Source organism: Streptomyces sp. PSU-S4-23, assembly GCF_055632315.1.
The window spans coordinates 983,744-1,001,324 of record NZ_JBVMUU010000002.1; the positions used below are offsets into that span (position 1 = coordinate 983,744).

General features: G+C 73.6%; 22 protein-coding genes. 9 read left to right on the forward strand and 13 right to left on the reverse strand.

The window, feature by feature from the left end; all coding sequences use genetic code 11:
• Positions 1-16 precede the first annotated feature (16 nt).
• Positions 17-1,132: a hypothetical protein gene (locus tag ACZ79I_RS05260; RefSeq protein WP_471494523.1), complete on the forward strand. Its 1,116-nt coding sequence runs from the start codon at positions 17-19 to the stop codon at positions 1,130-1,132.
• Here ACZ79I_RS05260 and ACZ79I_RS05265 read toward each other — a convergent pair.
• Positions 1,121-1,759, reverse strand: coding sequence for a YigZ family protein (locus tag ACZ79I_RS05265; RefSeq protein ID WP_471494524.1), 639 nt, complete (start codon positions 1,757-1,759; stop codon positions 1,121-1,123). The two genes, ACZ79I_RS05260 and ACZ79I_RS05265, sit on opposite strands and share 12 nt — an antisense overlap.
• A 269-nt stretch (positions 1,760-2,028) precedes the next feature.
• Here ACZ79I_RS05265 and ACZ79I_RS05270 point away from each other — a divergent pair, with 269 nt between their 5' ends.
• Entirely contained in the window at positions 2,029-3,954 is a 1,926-nt protein-coding gene (locus tag ACZ79I_RS05270; RefSeq protein WP_471504771.1) for an APC family permease, read from the forward strand.
• A gap of 6 nt (positions 3,955-3,960) precedes the next feature.
• Here ACZ79I_RS05270 and ACZ79I_RS05275 read toward each other — a convergent pair whose 3' ends face one another.
• Positions 3,961-4,515: a SixA phosphatase family protein gene (locus ACZ79I_RS05275; protein ID WP_471494526.1), complete on the reverse strand. Its 555-nt coding sequence runs from the start codon at positions 4,513-4,515 to the stop codon at positions 3,961-3,963.
• The gene (locus ACZ79I_RS05280) at positions 4,512-5,198 is read right to left on the reverse strand and encodes a hypothetical protein (protein WP_471494528.1); all 687 of its coding nucleotides are present in this window, start codon (positions 5,196-5,198) and stop codon (positions 4,512-4,514) included. The genes ACZ79I_RS05275 and ACZ79I_RS05280 overlap by 4 nt, the downstream gene beginning before the upstream one ends.
• Positions 5,199-5,409: 211 nt before the next feature.
• Here ACZ79I_RS05280 and ACZ79I_RS05285 point away from each other — a divergent pair, with 211 nt between their 5' ends.
• The gene (locus tag ACZ79I_RS05285) at positions 5,410-5,817 is read left to right on the forward strand and encodes a CoA-binding protein (RefSeq protein ID WP_471494530.1); all 408 of its coding nucleotides are present in this window, start codon (positions 5,410-5,412) and stop codon (positions 5,815-5,817) included.
• Between the two features lie 124 nt (positions 5,818-5,941).
• A complete protein-coding gene (locus ACZ79I_RS05290) occupies positions 5,942-6,604 on the forward strand; it encodes a protein-L-isoaspartate(D-aspartate) O-methyltransferase (RefSeq protein ID WP_471494532.1) in 663 nt (220 codons plus the stop codon).
• Between the two features lie 74 nt (positions 6,605-6,678).
• Here ACZ79I_RS05290 and ACZ79I_RS05295 read toward each other — a convergent pair whose 3' ends face one another.
• Entirely contained in the window at positions 6,679-7,428 is a 750-nt protein-coding gene (locus ACZ79I_RS05295; RefSeq protein ID WP_471494534.1) for a PP2C family protein-serine/threonine phosphatase, read from the reverse strand.
• Positions 7,429-7,677: 249 nt separating this feature from the next.
• A complete protein-coding gene (locus tag ACZ79I_RS05300) occupies positions 7,678-7,800 on the reverse strand; it encodes a hypothetical protein (protein WP_471494536.1) in 123 nt (40 codons plus the stop codon).
• Between the two features lie 320 nt (positions 7,801-8,120).
• Here ACZ79I_RS05300 and ACZ79I_RS05305 point away from each other — a divergent pair, with 320 nt between their 5' ends.
• On the forward strand, positions 8,121-8,303 hold the full coding sequence (locus tag ACZ79I_RS05305; RefSeq protein WP_381078261.1) for a hypothetical protein: 183 nt from the start codon (positions 8,121-8,123) through the stop codon (positions 8,301-8,303).
• A gap of 41 nt (positions 8,304-8,344) precedes the next feature.
• Here ACZ79I_RS05305 and ACZ79I_RS05310 read toward each other — a convergent pair whose 3' ends face one another.
• The 3 genes from ACZ79I_RS05310 to ACZ79I_RS05320 all read right to left on the reverse strand — a co-directional run bounded on the left by ACZ79I_RS05310 (position 8,345) and on the right by ACZ79I_RS05320 (position 10,850).
• Entirely contained in the window at positions 8,345-9,355 is a 1,011-nt protein-coding gene (locus ACZ79I_RS05310) for a cation diffusion facilitator family transporter (RefSeq protein WP_471494538.1), read from the reverse strand.
• Between the two features lie 137 nt (positions 9,356-9,492).
• Positions 9,493-10,044, reverse strand: coding sequence for a DinB family protein (locus tag ACZ79I_RS05315; protein ID WP_471494540.1), 552 nt, complete (start codon positions 10,042-10,044; stop codon positions 9,493-9,495).
• A gap of 146 nt (positions 10,045-10,190) precedes the next feature.
• The gene (locus ACZ79I_RS05320) at positions 10,191-10,850 is read right to left on the reverse strand and encodes a TetR/AcrR family transcriptional regulator (protein ID WP_471494542.1); all 660 of its coding nucleotides are present in this window, start codon (positions 10,848-10,850) and stop codon (positions 10,191-10,193) included.
• A 144-nt stretch (positions 10,851-10,994) separates the two neighbouring features.
• Between ACZ79I_RS05320 and ACZ79I_RS05325 the strand changes: the two genes are divergently transcribed.
• Entirely contained in the window at positions 10,995-11,552 is a 558-nt protein-coding gene (locus tag ACZ79I_RS05325; RefSeq protein ID WP_471494544.1) for an NAD(P)H-dependent oxidoreductase, read from the forward strand.
• Positions 11,553-11,597: 45 nt separating this feature from the next.
• Here ACZ79I_RS05325 and ACZ79I_RS05330 read toward each other — a convergent pair whose 3' ends face one another.
• A complete protein-coding gene (locus ACZ79I_RS05330; RefSeq protein WP_471494546.1) occupies positions 11,598-11,987 on the reverse strand; it encodes an ArsR/SmtB family transcription factor in 390 nt (129 codons plus the stop codon).
• 63 nt (positions 11,988-12,050) lie between these two features.
• Here ACZ79I_RS05330 and ACZ79I_RS05335 point away from each other — a divergent pair, with 63 nt between their 5' ends.
• Positions 12,051-13,217, forward strand: coding sequence for a cation diffusion facilitator family transporter (locus ACZ79I_RS05335; RefSeq protein ID WP_471494548.1), 1,167 nt, complete (start codon positions 12,051-12,053; stop codon positions 13,215-13,217).
• Between the two features lie 28 nt (positions 13,218-13,245).
• Here ACZ79I_RS05335 and ACZ79I_RS05340 read toward each other — a convergent pair whose 3' ends face one another.
• Positions 13,246-13,800: a YbaK/EbsC family protein gene (locus ACZ79I_RS05340; RefSeq protein WP_471494550.1), complete on the reverse strand. Its 555-nt coding sequence runs from the start codon at positions 13,798-13,800 to the stop codon at positions 13,246-13,248.
• 43 nt (positions 13,801-13,843) lie between these two features.
• Complete coding sequence (locus tag ACZ79I_RS05345; RefSeq protein WP_471494552.1) at positions 13,844-14,416, reverse strand: helix-turn-helix domain-containing protein; 573 nt, start codon at positions 14,414-14,416, stop codon at positions 13,844-13,846.
• Positions 14,417-14,509: 93 nt separating this feature from the next.
• Here ACZ79I_RS05345 and ACZ79I_RS05350 point away from each other — a divergent pair, with 93 nt between their 5' ends.
• A complete protein-coding gene (locus ACZ79I_RS05350) occupies positions 14,510-15,367 on the forward strand; it encodes a DMT family transporter (protein ID WP_471494554.1) in 858 nt (285 codons plus the stop codon).
• Between the two features lies 1 nt (position 15,368).
• Here ACZ79I_RS05350 and ACZ79I_RS05355 read toward each other — a convergent pair whose 3' ends face one another.
• On the reverse strand, positions 15,369-16,166 hold the full coding sequence (locus ACZ79I_RS05355; protein ID WP_471494556.1) for an acyltransferase: 798 nt from the start codon (positions 16,164-16,166) through the stop codon (positions 15,369-15,371).
• A 110-nt stretch (positions 16,167-16,276) separates the two neighbouring features.
• On the opposite strand from ACZ79I_RS05355, the gene ACZ79I_RS05360 reads away from it, so the two are divergent.
• Positions 16,277-16,810 (forward strand): gamma carbonic anhydrase family protein, encoded by a 534-nt coding sequence (locus ACZ79I_RS05360; RefSeq protein WP_471494558.1) that lies wholly within the window; start codon positions 16,277-16,279, stop codon positions 16,808-16,810.
• Positions 16,811-16,812: 2 nt separating this feature from the next.
• Here the strand turns inward: ACZ79I_RS05360 and ACZ79I_RS05365 are convergent, their stop codons facing one another.
• Positions 16,813-17,463 (reverse strand): DedA family protein, encoded by a 651-nt coding sequence (locus ACZ79I_RS05365; RefSeq protein WP_471494560.1) that lies wholly within the window; start codon positions 17,461-17,463, stop codon positions 16,813-16,815.
• Positions 17,464-17,581: the final 118 nt, after the last annotated feature.

Consider the following 17,581-nt stretch of genomic DNA (forward strand, 5'->3'; position numbering starts at 1 on the left):
AGGAGGGCACCGAGAAGTGGCGGCATCGGCCAACTGGCGTTGTGCGGACTGCGACACGTACAACGACCCCGCGGAGAGGTCCTGCGAGGGATGCGGTGGTACGCGGCGCAGCGCGGCGCCCCGCACGGGCTCGTCCGCGCGCGCCGCCCGGCCGGCGGCGGGGGCCGGCGGAGGAGCCGCCCGTCCCGCCGCCAAACGGCCGGGGAGCGCCCGGCCGTCGGCCGACTGGCGCTGTGCGCGGTGCGACACGAACAACGCCCGTACGGACCTGTCGTGCATCGTGTGCGGCACGGGCTGGAAGACGGCCGCGAAGAAGACGCCTCCGAAGCCCGCGTCGTCCGGGACGCCGGCGGCCAAGAAGTCCACGGCAGGGAAGGCGGCCCCGAAGAAGCCCACGCCGAAGAGGACGCCGCCCGCGGCCTCGCCGACGCGCGACCGCACGCCCCCGCGCACTCCCCCGGCGCCGGGACCCTCGCGCCCCTCCGCTCCGCGAGCGGGCGCTCCTCGGCCGGCCGCCGCCTCGGGGATCAGGAGCGAGGAGGCGGTCTTCTTCCCCTCGTCGCCCACGACGGGTTACCGGCCGGCCGCGCCGGGTACCGCGTCCCCCGCGCCTCCTCCCCGGGGGCCCGCGTTCACTCCGGCGCCCGTGTCGCGGCCGGCCCGCCCGCCGGTGGCGCCGGAGAAGAAGTCCAACTGTCTCGGGAGCTGCCTCGGCGTCATCCTGCTGTTCAGCGTGCTGGGAATGCTGGCCCGCGGGTGCGAGGGCATGTTCGACTCGGGCAGCTCACCCGGCCCGGACGGCTCCACCCCCACGAGCTCCGGCCCCGCCTGTCCGGGCCGCATCGCGGCGGAGCTGCCCGGCGGGGACGGCGCCACGCTGGTCGAGGCGTTCCACACGGCGGCCCACCGGATCACCCTGTGCCGCACCGCATCGGGCTCGCTGTACTACTTCGGCGAGTTCCGTGACGGGCGGGAGAAGGGCATCGCCATGGAGGCCGAGAAGACGAGCGGGGGTTACGAGGCCCGCAACGACCCGTACCGCTATGTGATCCACGACGGGGTCGTGAGCATCTACCGGTCGGGTACGCGGATAGGCAGGGAGAAGCTCACCCCGGAACCGTCACCGTCCTGAGTCCGCGTCGCCGTACGCCTCTCCGCCCAGTTCGAATCCCGCGGTGCCCGCGGTGGCGTCGGCGAGCCACGCCCGGAACGCGTCCACATCGGCGTCCGGCAGCCCGATCTCGATCGTGACGGCCTCCCCGTACCGCACCTCCCGCACCTCGCGGCCCGTGGACCGCAGGTCGTTCTGCACCTTGCCCGCGCGCTGGTGGTCGACCGTCACCGTGGCGAGCCGGAAGCGGCGCCGGGTGACCGTGCCGAGCGCGTCGAGCGCCTCGCCCACGGCTCCTCCGTACGCCCGGATGAGGCCGCCCGCGCCGAGTTTGACGCCACCGAAGTAGCGGGTGACGACGGTGACGACGTACCGCATGTCGCGGCGCAGCAGCATCTGCAGCATGGGCACGCCCGCGGTGCCGCCCGGTTCGCCGTCGTCGCTCGCCTTCTGGATCGCGGCGTCGGCTCCGATGACATAGGCGTAGCAGTTGTGGGTGGCGTCCGCGTGTTCCTTGCGGACGGCCGCGATGAAGTCCTGGGCCTCCTGCTCGGTGGCCGCCGGGGCGAGGGCGCACAGGAAGCGGGAGCGGTTGACCTCGGTCTCGTGGACGCCCGCGCGGGCGACTGTGCGGTACTCGTCCTGCATCAGGCCAGGGTATGCGGCGCCCGCACGCGGGCCGCACCAGGGCCGGGACCGTGGACGTGTCACCCGCCACGCGCGCGTGCGGCACGAGGCGTCCGGGCCGCCCTTCTGCGGCGACCGCCCCGGCGCCGGGGCGTTCCACCACGTAGGGGATACTCGCCCGTCGTTGTCCGAACGTCCGTCAGCGATCGCAGGGAGACCACAGCATGACCGGCATCCAGACAGAAGGCCCCGACTCCGCCGAGCCCGACGATCCCCGGCCCTCCACCGTCATGGCCCGCCCGCGGGCCTGGCTCCTGGAGGGCCTGAGCGACCGGACGGCCCGGCACCCGGGCCCGCACGCCGCCCCTGACGCCGGGCACGAGGGCCACCCCTGGTGGCGTGTCATGTGTCTGACCGGGGTGGACTACTTCTCCACCCTTGGCTACCAGCCCGGCATCGCCGCCCTGGCGGCCGGGTTCCTGTCGCCGCTCGCGACGCTGGTACTGATCGCGCTGACCCTGCTCGGCGCGCTGCCGGTGTACCGCCGGGTGGCCCACGAGAGCCCGCACGGCGAGGGCTCGATCGCCATGCTGGAGCGGCTGCTGCCGTGGTGGGCGGGGAAGATCCTCGTCCTGGTGCTCCTCGGCTTCGCGGCCACCGACTTCCTGATCACGATCACGCTGTCGGCCGCGGACGCGGCGGCCCACGTGGTGGAGAATCCTTTCGCTCCGCACTGGACGGACGGCGGCAACGTCTGGATCACCCTTCTGCTGGTGGCCGCCCTCGGCGCCGTCTTCCTGAAGGGGTTCAAGGAGGCCATCGGCATCGCCGTGGTCCTGGTGGGCACCTATCTGGCGCTCAACGTCGTCGTGCTCGCGGTGTCCGCCTGGGAGGTGCTGAGCCACCCGGTGAGGATCGGCGACTGGACGCACGCGATGACCGCCCAGCACTCCTCACCGCTCGCGATGATCGGCGTGGCGCTCCTCGTCTTCCCGAAGCTGGCGCTCGGCATGTCCGGTTTCGAGACGGGCGTGGCGGTGATGCCACAGGTCAAGGGCGAGCCGGCGGACACGCACGCGGACCCGGCGGGCCGGATCCGCGAGACCAGGAAGCTGCTCACCACCGCCGCCGTGATCATGAGCTGCCTGCTGCTGCTGTCCAGCCTGGCGACGACGATCCTGATCCCGCAGAACGCTTTCAAGAGCGGCGGCCCGGCCAACGGGCGCGCCCTCGCCTATCTCGCGCACGAGCACCTGGGCGGGGCCTTCGGCACGGTCTACGACGTGGCGACGATCGCGATCCTGTGGTTCGCGGGCGCCTCCGCCATGGCCGGCCTGCTCAACCTGGTGCCGCGGTATCTGCCCCGCTACGGCATGGCCCCGGAGTGGACCCGCGCCGTGCGCCCGCTCGTGATGGTGTTCATGTCGGCCGCGGTGCTGATCACGGTCTGGTTCGACGCGAACGTCGACGACCAGAGCGGCGCGTACGCGACCGGTGTGCTCGTCCTGATGCTGTCGGCGGCGTTCGCCTCGACGGTCGCCGTGCACCGGCGCGGCCGCCGGGCCGCCGCGCTCGGCTTCGGGACGATCACCGCGGTCCTCGCCTACACCCTGGTCGCCAATGTGGTCGAGCGGCCCGACGGCATCAAGATCGCGCTGATCTTCATCCTGGCGATCCTGGCCACGTCGTTCGCCTCGCGGGTGCACCGCGCCTTCGAGCTGCGCGCGGCGGCCGTCACGTTCGACGAGGCGGCGGCCCGGTTCGTCGACGAGGCGGCGGCGAGCGGGCCGCTGCGGCTGATCGCCAACGAGCCCCAGGAGCACAGCACCCGGGAGTACCGCGCCAAGGAGTACAGCCAGCGCGAGCAGACCCACATCCCGGACGGGCGCCCGGTCCTCTTCCTGGAGGTCTTCGTCGCCGACTCCTCGGACTTCACCACCGATCTGGCCGTCCACGGCGACGAGAAGCACGGGGTGCGCAGGCTGCGGGTGGCGGGCGCCACCGTGCCCAACACCATCGCGGCCGTGCTGATGGAGCTGCGCGACCGCACCGGCGAGGTGCCGCACGCCTACTTCAACTGGACCGAGGGCGCTCCGGTCAGCCATCTGCTGCGCTTCCTGGTGTTCGGGGACGGCGAGGTCGCCCCGGTCACGCGCGAGGTGCTGCGCCGCGCCGAGCCCCACCCGGAGCGCCGCCCGCGCATCCATGTGGGTTAGCGGCCGCTACGAGGCGCTCTCGGGCTTCCTGCCCCTCGGCACGATCACGTCCGTCAGGAGTGCCGTGCCGGGGGCGAGTGCCTCCCAGGTGCTGCCGTGCCAGGCGAGCACGGCGATCGCGGAGGTGGGGAACTTGGCGCGGACCCGCTCCAGGGTGTCGTCGAGTCCGTCCCCGGCGAGGGTGAGCACCAGGTCCGTGAGGCCCGGGTTGTGCCCGATGAGCAGCACGCTCCGTACCGCCGCGGGTACCTCGCGCACGCAGCCGAGCAGGTCCGGCACGTCGGCGGCGTACAGCCGGGGCTGCAGCCGCACGGGCGGCGGTGTGCCCCACTGGCCCGAGGCCAGCTCCCACGTCTGGCGGGCGCGGACGGCCGTCGAGCACAGCGCGAGGTCGGGCAGGCAGTCGGCCTGGGCGAGGGCGCGCCCGGCGGCCGGGGCGTCCCGGCGGCCGCGCGGCGCGAGCGGCCGCTCGTGGTCGGGGACCCCGGCGGGCCAGGCGGACTTGGCGTGCCGCAGGACGACGAGCCGGCGCAGCGGCCCCGCCGCGGCGCGGATGATCACGGCCCGGCCCCGATCTCGCGGGTGAGGTCGAGACCGAGCAGCCGGTCGGCGTGGGCGAACGTCTCGAAGCGCGCCCCGTCCGGCATGTCGTCGGCGCTCTCCACGCGCCGCAGCACCTCCAGGACCGCCGGTACGTCGAGGTCGTCCTCCCAGGCCGCGCGCAGGTCGCGCCGCACCCGCTCGGGGATCGGCCTGGAGGGACGGGTCGCCCAGGAGGCGACCGCCTTGCGCCAGCGGACGAGCGTGTCCCGGGCCTCGGTCAGGGCGGCGGTGCCGAGGTCCGCGGGAAGCCGGCGCGGGGTGGCGAGCAGCGCGAGGCGCACGGCGGACGGCGGGGCGGCGCCGGCCCCGGCGGGTCCGGTCGCCGGGGCGACCTCGACGCGCACACCGTCGGGTGCGGTGCCCTGCGCCCCGACGACGTGCAGGGCCCGTCCGACGCCCGGCGCCTCCGGCTCGCCGGGGCGGATGCCGAGGTCGTCGGCGCGTGCCCGGAGCACGGCGCTGGGCGCGGCGACCGTGACGACGGGCGTTCCACCGAGTTCCAGGGCGCGGGCCAGCGCATCGGCCACCAGCAGCACCCGCAGGGCCGAGGTGTCGGCACCGGCCACGTGCGCGTGGACGCGGGTCAGGCCCGGGCGGATGTCGACGGGCTCGCCGCTGCGGGCGTCGGTGATACGGAGCACAGGGGTGAGCGTAGGCGGGCCGGGGCCCCGGCGCAGGGAGGAGGGCAGGGTTCCGGACGGACGCGCGCACGGTCGGCAGCTCGCGCCGGCACACCCCGGTGTCCGTGTGGGTCCTGCGACGCCCCGGGAATCGCCCTCGTGTGCCCGCTGTTGGCTCCCACAGCAGGCGACGCGGGAGTGCCGCGCCGCTGGACGTCGAAGGAGAACGGCCGTGTACGGCGACTCAGCAACGATCCGCACGATCCTCACCGAGCTGGGCGACACATGGGCGATCGTCGGCCTGTCCACGAACCGGCGCCGCGCGGCCCACGGCGTGGCGGCCGTCCTCCAGCGCTTCGGCAAGCGCATCGTGCCGGTCCACCCGAAGGCCGAGACGGTCCACGGCGAGCGGGGCTACCCGTCCCTGGAGGCCATCCCCTTCGACATCGACGTCGTGGACGTCTTCGTGAACGGCGGACTCGCCGGCGCGGTCGCCGACGAAGCCGTGGCCAAGGGCGCCAAGGCGGTCTGGTTCCAGCTGGGCGTGATCGACGAGGCCGCGTACGAGCGCACCCGCGGCGCGGGCCTGGAGATGGTCATGGACCGGTGCCCGGCGATCGAGATCCCGCTGCTCGGGTGATCACACCCACCGCCCATGCTCCGGCTCCGCTCGGCCGGTGCTCCTCACCCAGGTGCTCTCGCCGGCGGATGCCGGGAGGCCGCGGCGTGCAGGGCCGCCTAGGCTGGCGGTGAGGTGAACCGCCGTGCAGTCCGTACCCGGCGGGCCCGACGATCTCGTGCGGGCCCTGCGAGCAGTGGGGATCAGGAACGAACGGCTGCTGGAGGCCGTCCGGACGACGCCCCGGGCGGAATTCGTCCCGCCCGCACGGGTGGCCACCGCCTACCGGGACGTACCCGTGCCGATCGGGCAGGGGCAGGTCACGACGCAGCCGTCGCTGTCGGCGATGATGATCGAGGGCCTCGGTCTGGAGGGGGGCGAGCACGTCCTCGAGGTCGGCACCGGGCTCGGCTTCCAGACCGCGCTGCTGGCCCGGCTGGCCGCGGACGTGGTCAGCATCGAGGTGCGGCCGGACCTCGCCCGGCAGGCGCGGGACAATCTCGCGCGGCAGGGCGTGCGGAACGTGGAGCTGCGGGTCGGCGACGGCAGCGGCGGTGTGCCGGACCGCGCCCCCTATGACGCGGTCGTGGTGTCGGCCGCGTTCCCGGAGGTGCCCGCGCCCCTGGTCGAGCAGGTACGGCCGTCCGGCCGCCTCGTGCAGCCGATCGGGCCGGGCGGGCGCGAGCGGGTGGTGTGTTTCGTGCGCACCGCGTCGGGGCTGGAGGAGCAGCGGGTGCTGACCGGGGCCTGCTTCGTCCGGCTGGAGGGACGGTACGGCTTCGCGCCGGACGACACGGACTCCGTCTGAGGGGCCGCGGGGTCGCCCGCCCGCGGAACCGCGGAACGTCCTGGCGCACGGCCGCCGTCCGCGGGGCGGCGTCGCTACTCGTCCGCGACGCGCACCACCGCCAGTGTGATGTTGTCGGGACCTCCCGCCGCGATGGCCGCCTTCCACAGCTCGAAGGCCGCCCGGCCGTCGTCGTGCTCCCGCATCACCTCGGCGAGCACGTCCGTCGGCACGGGATCGGTCAGACCGTCGGTGCAGATCAGGTAGCGGTCGCCGGCCGACAGGGGCGCGGCCGTCACATGGGGGCGGATGGCGCGGTAGGCGAGCGTGCCGCCCAGGCACTGGGTGATCAGTGAGGTGGTGCGCTGCCCGGGTTCGGCCGGCGGGCTGTCGTCGACGCTCACCTGGAGCAGCCCCACGTGGGCGGCCGCGAAGACCCGGCTGTCCCCGACGTTGAAGGCCAGCAGGGCCCCGGGCCGTACGACCGTGCCGGCGATCGTGGTCCCCATGGCGGCGAGCGCGCTGTGCTCCTCGCCGCCGGCCGCCTCGTGGACGGCGCGGTTGCAGCCGTTCAGGGCGTCGCGGACGGCGTCCTCGGTGCCGAGGGCGGGACCGATCGACGCCATACGGCGCGCGACCAGGGCACTGGCCACATCACCGCCGGGGTGCCCGCCGAGCCCGTCGGCCACCGCGACCACGAGGGGCGTCCCGAGCGGGAAGACCAGGGTCTGCGGGGTCTCGGTCACCGTGGCGCACAGGGTCCACGGCCCGATGACGAGGCTGTCCTCGTTCCGCTCGCGCAGCAGCCCGGGATGGCTCAGTGCGCTCACAGCGACGTACGGCATGACGCCACCGCCCTTCCCGCGGCGGACACTCCGCCAGAAGCCGGGATTCCGCTCCAAGTCTAGGAACGGCGCCGTCCGGCATGCCACAGGTGCCACAGGTCAGGGAGGGGCGGGCGCACCACCATGGTGCGTGCATGCGCCCGACGTCCCCGTACGCGTGGGCGGGAAGCGCCCTTACGAGTGAACGGATGTGCGGGTCGGGCCCGTCGGCGCGGCCCGCGCGGATATCTTGTACCGAGAAGTAACCAGTCAGGCGGCGACGAGGAGTTCGCCCCCCGCCTCCGCCGGCGTCGACGAGATGGAGCCGCCCACGGCGCCGAGCTCGCCGGACCCGATGACACCGTCCGCGCCGGAGTCGCGGAGCAGGACCATACGGTCCGGGCATCGAGCCGCTCGACGTGCGGGCCCACACCTTGCCGACCGGTGGCGGAAACGGTCGGAGCGCCTTTCCCCCCGGGGACTGCGCCGCTCGGTATCGCGACGGTCCGACGCACGGGCACCGTGGCCCGGCGTCCCCAGCCCGCACAGAGCACCACGAAGATCAGCCGATCTGGACGAGGAATCCTCGAGGATGTGGGTTCGCAGTCGGCGGGCGCTGCGTGAGGAGAGGCGTCCGCCTGTCTTCGCTGAGGTCTTCGCACCGAGACGAAGTCTCTTGGAAGCAGCGGCTGGGACCTTCCGGGAGGCGGCACATGTGGACCGTACTGGAGCAAGTGGCCGTGGCCGCTCCGCAGCTCTTCCTCTACACCATCGGCCTGTTCGTCGTCATGATCCTCCTCTCCCTCGTCATCAGCCTGCGGCGGGCGGAGGCGTCGGAGCGCCCCGAGATCATCAGGGCACTGGCGGATCTCATGGCGTTCTGGAAGAAGAGGTGACCGCGCCCGGCTCGGCCCCCGCGCACGGCGCCGGGTGGCCGTCAGTGGTGGTGCGGCTCCTCCCGGTGCACCGGGCCGTGGGGCGCCTCGCAGTGCCCGGGGCCCCCGGCCGCGGTCCGGTCACCGGGCAGGGCCACCTGCAGGACCTGTTCGGGGACATGGTCGACCTGCAGGGTGGTGTGGGTGATGCCGTAGTCATGGCGCAGGAGTTGCTCCAGGTCCCGCCGGACGGCATGGCAGTCGCCTCCCGTCTCCACCAGGACATGGGCGGACAGCGCGGCCTGGCCGGAGGTGATCTGCCAGACGTGCAGGTCGTGCACCTCGACGACGTCCGGCCTGGCGACGAGCCGGTCGCCGAGCAGGTCCGGGTCGACGTCGGCGGGCGCCGCTTCCAGGAAGATCCGGCCGGAGTCGCGCAGCAGCCCGTATCCGGCCTTCGCCATGAGTGCGACGACCAGCAGGGTGGCGATGGGGTCGGCGCGGTCGAACCCCGTCAGGACGACGACGAGCGCGGCGGCCGCGGTGCCGATGAAGGCGAACAGGTCGTTCAGGACGTGCTGGTAGGCACCCTCGACGTTCAGTGAGGTGCGGTTGGCCTTCGAGATGCACCACGCGGCCGTCACGTTCACGACGATGCCGACGAGTGCCGTGGCCAGCATCGGTCCGCCCGCGACCCGCGGCGGGTCGACGAGCCGTCGCACGGCCTCGTACGCAAGCCAGGCGCCCAGCAGAAGCAGTGTGAGGCCGTTCGCCTGGGCGGAGAGGATCTCCGCGCGCTTGAGTCCGTAGGTGAAGCCGCCGCGGGCCGGGCGGGCGGCGAGCCGCATCGCGACGAGGGCGAGCACGATGGACGCCGCGTCGGTGAGCATGTGCGCCGCGTCGGAGAGCAGGGCCAGGGAGCCGGCGACCACGCCTACGGTCACCTCGGCCGCCATGAACACGGCGATCAGACCGAGCGCGGCCCCCAGCCAGCGGCGGTCGGCGTCCGCCGCCACGCCATGCGAGTGCCCGGCGTGGCCGCCCGGGCCGTGCTCATGACCGTGACCGTGCATGTGCTGTGCCTTCCCCCTCGCGTCGGATGTCCCGACCGCAGTGAAACGCATGGCGGCGCCGCCCGGCAAAGGCTGCACCGGTGACCGTTGTCATGTCCGATAGTACGGCGCTGACCTGCGTAAACGCGCGGGCGCCCTCATAGGCCGACCGCCCCGTCGATCCGCTCGCGCAGCAGGTCCGCGTGGCCGTTGTGGCGGGCGTACTCCTCGATCATGTGGACGAGCACCCAGCGCAGCGACACGGTGCCACGCCAGGAGTCGTGACCCTCGACGTCGAGGTGGGGCGCACCGGCGACGAACGCCTCGGCGAAGGCGACCTCGGCGCGCCATGCCTCCCAGGCCCGGGCCACCACCTCGGGGTCGGGGACCGCGCCGGCGAAGTCGCCGTCGGGGTCGGACGGCGAGGAGAACAGGGGCGGGGCCTCCTGCCCGGCCAGGACCCGCCGGAACCAGCGGCGTTCCACATCGGCCAGGTGCCGCACCAGGCCGAGCAGCGAGAGCGTGGACGGCGGCACCGCCCGCTGCGCCAGAGCGTCGTGCAGGCCGGTGCACTTCAGTTCCAGCGTGGCGCGCTGGATCGCGAGGAAGTCGGCGAGGAGTCCGCGTTCGTCCCCGGTGGCGGGGCCGAGCACGCGGGGGTCACGCTCCGCGGGGACGAACATCTCGGCTCTTCTGCTCGGCGTGGTCATGGCGACCATCATCGGGCAGAGGGCCGCCGGCGGGCATGCGGACGTCGTGGGGCCGGAGAAGGCCGGAGAAGGCCGGAGAGGGCCGGAGAGGGCCGGAGAGGGCCGGACGGCTGGACGGGCACCGTCATGGGCGCCGGAGGTACGCGTCAGCCGGGACACCGGCCCGTGTACCGCCCGACCAGGTCGCACCAGCCGGCCTCGACACGCTCCAGCGACATCCCGCGCCGGGAGAGCAGGTGGTCGACCAGCACCGTCTCCAGATAGCCGAGCATCGTGTGCGCGACGAGCTCGATGTCGCCCTCCACCCGGGCCTCGCGCAGCAGCATGCGGACGTGTGCGAGCCGGAACTGGTCCGCGGGACTCGTGCGGCGCCGGCCCGGCTCGCTGTGCGCGGCCAGATACAGGTCCCGGTGCGCGTGCTCGTGGCGGATGACCGCCGCGCCGAAGGCGCGCAGCCGCTCCGCGGGAGGTGCGCCCGGTCCGAGCGGGGGCGGTCCCGACAGGAACGCGGCCTGGAGCTGCTGTTCGTGATGGCTGAGCAGCTCCACCAGCAGGCCCGTGCGGTCGCCGAACCGCCGGAAGACGGTGCCCTTGCCGACCCCCGCCCCGCAGGCGATGGCGTCCATGGTCACGTTCGCGATCCCCCGCTCGGCGGCCAGACGGGCGGCGACCTCCAGCAGCCGGGTGCGGTTGCGCGCGGCGTCGGCGCGCAGTTGGGGGGGCCCGCCGGTCGGCATGAGGGCGAGATCCATCGGGTCCCCACGGCCCTCCTGGGGGACGAGAGGGGGCGGGAGCGGCTCGGTCATGCGCTCAGCGTAGCGCCCGGAAGACAATCGGACCCCGGTCCGCTTACGATGTGGACCGCGGTCCGGTTAAGATGGTAGAACATTAAACGGACTCATCCGGTCCGCTTAGCCCGTTTCTTACGTCCATTCCTGGGAGTTCTCGCCATGTCCGTACGCATCCTCGCCCTCGTCGGCAGCCTTCGCGCCGGGTCCCACAACCGCCAGCTCGCCGAGGCCGCCGTGAAGCACGCCCCCGAGGGCGTCGAGGTTTCGCTCTACGAGGGGCTGGCCGACGTGCCCTTCTACAACGAGGACATCGACATCGAGGGCGGCGTGCCCCAGGCAGCGGCGGCGCTGCGCAGCGCCGCCTCCGAGGCCGACGCCCTGCTGCTCTTCTCGCCCGAGTACAACGGCACCATCCCGGCCGTCCTGAAGAACGCGATCGATTGGCTGTCCCGCCCCTACGGCGCCGGGGCCCTGGCCGGGAAGGCGGTCGCCGTGGTCGGCACGGCGTTCGGCCAGTACGGCGGCGTGTGGGCGCAGGACGAGGCCCGCAAGGCCCTGGGCATCGCCGGCGCCTCGGTCCTCCAGGAGGCCAAGCTGTCCGTCCCCGGCTCCGTGACCCGCTTCGCCGAGACCCACCCGGCCGACGACTCCGAGGTCGTCGAGGGCCTCACCAAGGTGATCGCCCAGCTCTCCGAGGCCGCGCCCGCCGCAGCCTGACCTCCCGGGCCCACCGCCCCCGGTCCGCCGCCGGTCGCGCGCGGCTCAGTCGTGCGCCGGCCGGCCGGCGAGCCGGTGGTCGGCCAGGCTGAGCACCTCGTCGACGACCCGGCGCAGATGGCCGTCGCGGAGCGAATAGACGACGCGGCGGCCCTGCTTGCGCGTGTCGACCAGGCCCGCGAGCCGGAGCCGGGCCAGATGCTGGCTCACGGCGGGCCGGGCCGCGCCGCACGCCTCCGTGAGCGTCGAGACATCGGCCTCGCCACCGGCCAGGGCGTGCAACAGGGCGAGGCGGGTGCGGTCACCGAGGAGGGCCAGCAGTTCGGCGGCGAGCGCGAACTGCTCCTCACCGGGGGTACGGGAGTGCCCTTCGGCGGCGCCGTCGGTGCGCGACTGCACATGATGTGCAGATGATAGGTGCATGCGTGCGCTCATACGCACATAATGGCTCCGTGGATGCGACCGCGTCCACCGCACGCGGCGGAAGGGGCCCTTCGGATGAGACACGGACAGGAAGGTCACGAGCACGGCCAGGCGCTGTCGTCCGGCGACGGCCCCGAGCACCCGCATCCGCATCACCACCCGCACGGCCACGATCACGGCCACGGCCACGGCCACGGCCACGGCCACGGCCACGGCCACGGCCACGGCGATCACGCGCATCCGCGCCCCCGTGGTTCCCTGGCCCGCCTCCGCCACCTCCTCACTCCCCACTCCCACGAGAGTGCCGACAAGCTCGACTCGGCGCTGGAGTCGTCAGCGCGGGGCATGCGGGCCCTGTGGGTCTCGCTCGCGGTGCTCGGGTCGACGGCGCTGGCGCAGGCGGTCGTGGTGGCGATCTCCGGGTCGGTCGCGCTGCTCGGCGACACCGTGCACAACGCCGCCGACGCCCTGACCGCCGTGCCGCTCGGGATCGCCTTCGTGCTGGGCCGCCGCGCGGCCACGCGCCGTTTCACCTACGGATACGGCCGCGCCGAGGACCTCGCCGGGATCGTGATCGTGCTGACGATCGCCGCGTCCGCGGCCTTCACCGCCTGGAGCGCGGTCGAGCGGCTGCTGGACCCCCGCCCCATGCAGCACATCCCCGCGGTCGCCGCCGCGGCCGTCATCGGCTTCGCGGGCAACGAGTGGGTCGCCCGCCATCGCATCCGGGTGGGGCGCGCGATCGGCTCGGCCGCGCTGGTCGCCGACGGGCTGCACGCCCGCACGGACGGATTCACCTCCCTCGCGGTGCTCGTCGGGGCGGGCGGCGCGGCTCTCGGCTGGAACGTCGCCGACCCGCTCGTCGGGCTGGCGATCACCGCCGCGATCCTCCTGGTGTTGCGGGACGCGGCGCGTGAGGTGTTCCGGCGGGTGATGGACGCCGTCGACCCCGCGCTGGTGGACCGCGCCGAGCGGGCGCTGCGGGAGGTGCCCGGCGTGCGTGAGGTCGGTGAGCTGCGGCTGCGCTGGATCGGGCACCGGCTGCACGCCGAGGTGGCGGTCGTGGTCGACGGCGAGGTGAGCGTGCGCCGGGCGCACGACATCGCGGTCGAAGCCGAGCACGCCCTGATACACGCGGTTCCCCGGCTCGCCTCCGCCCTGGTCCATGCCGACCCCGCCCCGGCACCGGGCGAGACGGATCCGCATCTGGCCCTGGCCCACCACGCCCGAACCCGGCGGTGAGGGCCCGGGCCGCCGGCCCGCCCCGGCGTCAGACGCCCAGGCCCTCCAGCACCACCGCGTTCGCCAGCTCCGCCAACGCCTTGCCCGGCACCAGCAGTTTCCCCCGGCGCCGGCCGCTGCCGACCAGGACGTACGGCAGGTCGACGACCGCCGAGTCCACCAGGACCGGCCAGCCGCCGGGCAGGCCGATCGGCGTGATGCCGCCGTACTCCATGCCGGTCTCCCCGGTCGCCACCTCCATCGACGCGAACGACGCCTTACGGGCGCCGAGCCGACGGCGGACCACACCGTTCACATCGACCCGGGTGGCGGAGAGGACCACACAGGCGGCCAGCGTCGTCTCACCGCCGCGCTTGCCCGCGACCACGACGCAGTTGGCGGACCGGTCGAGCAGGTCCTTGCCGTAGTGCTCCAGGAAGACCGCGGTGTCGGCCCGTTCGGGATCCGTGTCGACATAGACGATCCTGTCCGCGGGCGTGCCGCCGCGCCACTCGCGTACGGCGTCCGCCACCGGCCGGGTCAGCTCGTCGAGACAGTCCGGGGCGGGCGTCGCGTTGTCGAAGTCTCCGATGGGTGCGCGCATGTCCGCACGCTAACAGCCCCGCGCCGGTGCCCGGACGGGCGGCTCAGCGCACCGGCGGCACCGAGACCGCCATCACCATCTCCATCGGCACGTCGCCGTCATTGCCGTAGGTGTGGGGGGTGTTGGCCTCGAAGGAGGCGCTCGCACCGGTGGGCACCCGGTACTCGGCACCGTCGACGGTGAGGGTCAGCTCGCCGGCGGTGACGTGGACCAGTTCGACGGTGCCGGCGGGGTGCGGGTCCGAGGGGCTGCGCTCCCCCGGCATCAGCCGCCAGTCCCACATCTCCAGGGGGCCCGGCGCCTCGGTGCCCGCGAGAAGGCGGTTGTAGCTGCCCGCGTCGGTGTGCCAGAGGCGCACGGCCTGCTCGGCGGGCACGATCCGGACGGCGGGGCCCTGCTCGTAGTCGAGCAGGGTGGTGATGCTGACGCCGAGCGCGTCGCCGATCTTGACGACGGTGCCGATGCTCGGGTTGGTGCGGGCCTGCTCGATCTGGATGAGCATGCCGCGGCTGACTCCGGCGCGGGTGGCGAGCGTCTCCAGCGTGAACCCCCGCTCCGTGCGCCACCGCTTGACGTTGCGGGCCAGGGACTGGGTCAGCAGGTCGAGATCCGACACATTCCGTCCAATATTTTATATGACAGAGTTCATCTGATTGAACTATGGTGTGGTGCACCCGGTCGTTCACTGCACTGTACTGCGAGGCAGCCCATGACAGCACTCTTCGCCCTGGCCACGAGCCTGCTGTGGGGCCTGGCCGACTTCGGCGGCGGGCTGCTGACACGGCGGATGCCCGCGCTGACGGTGGTCGTCGTCTCGCAGACCGTCGCCGCGGTCGTGCTCGGTGCGCTCGTGGTGGCCACGGGCGGCCTGGGCGAGGCGGGCCCGCGGCTGTGGTTCGCGCTCGCCGCGGGCGTGGTCGGACCGGTCGCCCTGCTGTCCTTCTACGAGGCGCTCGCCCTGGGCCCGATGGGCGTCGTCTCCCCGCTCGCGACGCTGGGCGTGGCGGTTCCCGTGGGCGTCGGGCTCACCCTCGGCGAACGCCCCGGGCCGCTCCAGGCCGCCGGGATCACCGTCGCGGTCGCCGGGGTCGTCCTCGCCGGCGGGCCCCAGCTCAGGGGCACGCCGGTCCATCGGCGGGCGATCCTGCTCACGCTCGTCGCGGCGCTCGGCTTCGGCACGGTCTTCGCGCTGATCGCGGAGGCGTCCACGACGCTCACCGGACTGTTCCTCGCGCTGTTCGTGATGCGCGTGGTCAACGTCGCCGGGGGCGCCGTCGCCCTGCACGTCTCGGTGCGCCGGGGCGCCCCGGCATGTCCGGGCGACGGCTTCCCCTGGGGCTCGCTGCCCGCACTCGCCTTCGTCGGTCTCGCCGACGTCGCCGCCAACGGTACGTACGCCATCGCCGCCCGGCACGGCCCGGTCACGGTGGCCGCCGTCCTCGCCTCGCTCTACCCGGTGGTCACGGCGCTCGCCGCGCGCGGCTTCCTCAGCGAGCGGCTGCGCGCCGTGCAGGCGGCGGGCGCGGGCCTCGCCCTGGTGGGCACGGTGCTGCTCGCCACCGGCTGACTCATGACTCGGCGTCGAGCTCGGCGAGCCGCGCGGCACCGTCCCCGTCCAGCTCCGCGAGCCGGGCGACGGCCTCCTCGTCCAGCTCCGACAGCGCCAGCAGCTGCTCGGACGTGGTGCCGTCGGGGATCGGCACCGGGGCCGGTGTCCGCAGCGGCGGCTGCCAGCCGGCGTCGGGCGTCCAGCGCCGTACCACCCGGGCGGGCGCCCCGGCCACGACCGCGTGGTCCGGCACGGTCCCCCGGACCACGGCTCCGGCCGCGACGACCACGTTCCGCCCGATCCGCGCGCCCGGCAGGATCACCGCGCCGGTCCCTATCCAGCACCCCGGGCCGATCTCCACCGGCTCCATCCGCGGCCACTGCCTGCCGATGGGCTGGTGGGGATCGTCGTAGGAGTGGTTCGTGGAGGTCACGTAGACGTACGGGCCGAAGTAGCAGTCGCTGCCGATCGTGACCGTCGTGTCAGCGATGACGTGGCTGCCGCGGCCGAGGACGACGCCGTCACCGATGCGCAGGATCGGGACGGGGCCGAGGTCGAGGCCGGGCATCAGCCCGGCGGTCAGCGTGACCTGTTCGCCGATGATGCAGTGCGCGCCGAGCCGGATCCAGGGCTCACCGAAGACGGTGCCGAGCGGGAAGGCGAGTCTGGTACCTGTTCCCATCGCGCCGAAGCGGAAGCGACCGGGATGCTCCGCCGTCACGGACCCCACGCGCTGCGCCCAGGCCCAGCCCGCGTGGACGGCGCGCTGCACGAGACCGCGCCGCCATGATGAGAACGTGTTCTTGCTTCGGAGCACCCGCTCACCGTACTCAGGGCCGAGCGTGTCCATGAGGTCCTTCCGCTGTGATCTTCACCCCACCGATGCCGTACGGTGCCGGTGGAGCGACCACGAGGAGACGGCAGGCAATGACGCACCAGGCGCTGATCACGGGCATAGGCGGCAAGGATCCCCGGGTGGACCGGGAGGCGTTCACGGCGCCCACCTCCGTGGTGATCGGGGACGTGACGCTCCATCCGGGCGCGAGCGTCTGGTACGGCGCGGTGCTGCGCGCCGACTGCGGTCCGATCGTCATCGGCGCCGACAGCAACATCCAGGACAACTGCACCCTCCACGTCGACCCGGGCTTTCCGATCTCCGTCGGGGAGCGGGTGTCGATCGGGCACAACGCCGTGGTCCACGGAGCGACGGTCGAGGACGACTGCCTGGTCGGCATGGGGGCCACGGTCCTCAACGGAGCGGTGATCGGCGCGGGTTCGCTGGTCGCCGCCCAGGCGCTGGTGCCGCAGGGCATGCGGGTGCCGCCGGGCTCACTCGTGGCGGGCGTACCCGCGAAGGTCAAGCGGCAGCTGACGGACGAGGAGCGCGAGGGCATCACGCTGAACGGCACGCTGTACGCGGACCTGGCACGGGCGCATCGCGAGGTGCACCGGCGCCCCTGAGGTCACTCGGCGGCCGTGACGGGCTCCGGCTCGGCGTCGGCCCGCTCGGCCGCCGCCTTCTTGGCCTTGCGCCTGACGACCAGCATCGAGGCGAGCCCGACCAGCACGGCCGCCACCAGCCCCAGCCACGAGAACCGCTTCAGCCACGACTCGGCGACCACGCCGACGTAGTAGATCACCGCGGTGGTGCCGCCCGCCCAGATCACCCCGCCCAGGACGTTGGCGGTCAGGAACTTCCAGTACGGCATCCTGAGCACACCGGCGAGCGGCCCCGCGAAGATCCGCAGCAGGGCGACGAACCGGCCGAAGAACACCGCCCACATGCCCCACTTCTCGAAGGACCGCTCGGCGGTGGCGACATGGCCCTCACTGAAGTGCCTGGGGAACTTCCTCCCGAGCCATGCCAGCAGCGGGCGTCCGCCCTTGCGGCCGATCGCGTAGCCGATGGAGTCGCCGACGACGGCGCCGGCACTCGCACAGGCGCCCAGGATCACCGGATCGATGCCGCCGTGCTGGGAGGACAGCAGCGCCGCGGACACGAGGACGATCTCGCCCGGCAGCGGGATCCCGAGGCTCTCCAGGCCGATCACCAGGGCCACCAGGGCGTAGACGGCGGCCGCGGGCACCGTGTCGAGCCATTCCTGGACGTGCACCGCCGCTTCCTCCCGTTTCGCCCGTGCGTGCCCGCGCCGTGCGTGACGGCCCGGTGTGCGCTGTCCCCCCGTGCGCCCGTCGGGCAGCCTACCCGCTCGGCCCGGCGGGACGGAGACC

What these genes read in the sequence shown, in the direction of transcription:
- ACZ79I_RS05265 (WP_471494524.1), bottom strand. Translation starts at nt 1,759, where the DNA reads ATGCAGGACGAGTACCGCACAGTCGCCCGCGCGGGCGTCCACGAGACC.
- ACZ79I_RS05270 (WP_471504771.1), top strand. Translation starts at nt 2,029, where the DNA reads ATGGCCCGCCCGCGGGCCTGGCTCCTGGAGGGCCTGAGCGACCGGACG.
- ACZ79I_RS05295 (WP_471494534.1), bottom strand. Translation starts at nt 7,428, where the DNA reads ATGCCGTACGTCGCTGTGAGCGCACTGAGCCATCCCGGGCTGCTGCGC.
- ACZ79I_RS05300 (WP_471494536.1), bottom strand. Translation starts at nt 7,800, where the DNA reads ATGGTCCTGCTCCGCGACTCCGGCGCGGACGGTGTCATCGGGTCCGGC.
- ACZ79I_RS05305 (WP_381078261.1), top strand. Translation starts at nt 8,121, where the DNA reads ATGTGGACCGTACTGGAGCAAGTGGCCGTGGCCGCTCCGCAGCTCTTC.
- ACZ79I_RS05310 (WP_471494538.1), bottom strand. Translation starts at nt 9,355, where the DNA reads ATGCACGGTCACGGTCATGAGCACGGCCCGGGCGGCCACGCCGGGCAC.
- ACZ79I_RS05315 (WP_471494540.1), bottom strand. Translation starts at nt 10,044, where the DNA reads ATGACCACGCCGAGCAGAAGAGCCGAGATGTTCGTCCCCGCGGAGCGT.
- ACZ79I_RS05320 (WP_471494542.1), bottom strand. Translation starts at nt 10,850, where the DNA reads ATGACCGAGCCGCTCCCGCCCCCTCTCGTCCCCCAGGAGGGCCGTGGG.
- ACZ79I_RS05325 (WP_471494544.1), top strand. Translation starts at nt 10,995, where the DNA reads ATGTCCGTACGCATCCTCGCCCTCGTCGGCAGCCTTCGCGCCGGGTCC.
- ACZ79I_RS05330 (WP_471494546.1), bottom strand. Translation starts at nt 11,987, where the DNA reads ATGAGCGCACGCATGCACCTATCATCTGCACATCATGTGCAGTCGCGC.
- ACZ79I_RS05335 (WP_471494548.1), top strand. Translation starts at nt 12,051, where the DNA reads ATGAGACACGGACAGGAAGGTCACGAGCACGGCCAGGCGCTGTCGTCC.
- ACZ79I_RS05340 (WP_471494550.1), bottom strand. Translation starts at nt 13,800, where the DNA reads ATGCGCGCACCCATCGGAGACTTCGACAACGCGACGCCCGCCCCGGAC.
- ACZ79I_RS05350 (WP_471494554.1), top strand. Translation starts at nt 14,510, where the DNA reads ATGACAGCACTCTTCGCCCTGGCCACGAGCCTGCTGTGGGGCCTGGCC.
- ACZ79I_RS05360 (WP_471494558.1), top strand. Translation starts at nt 16,277, where the DNA reads ATGACGCACCAGGCGCTGATCACGGGCATAGGCGGCAAGGATCCCCGG.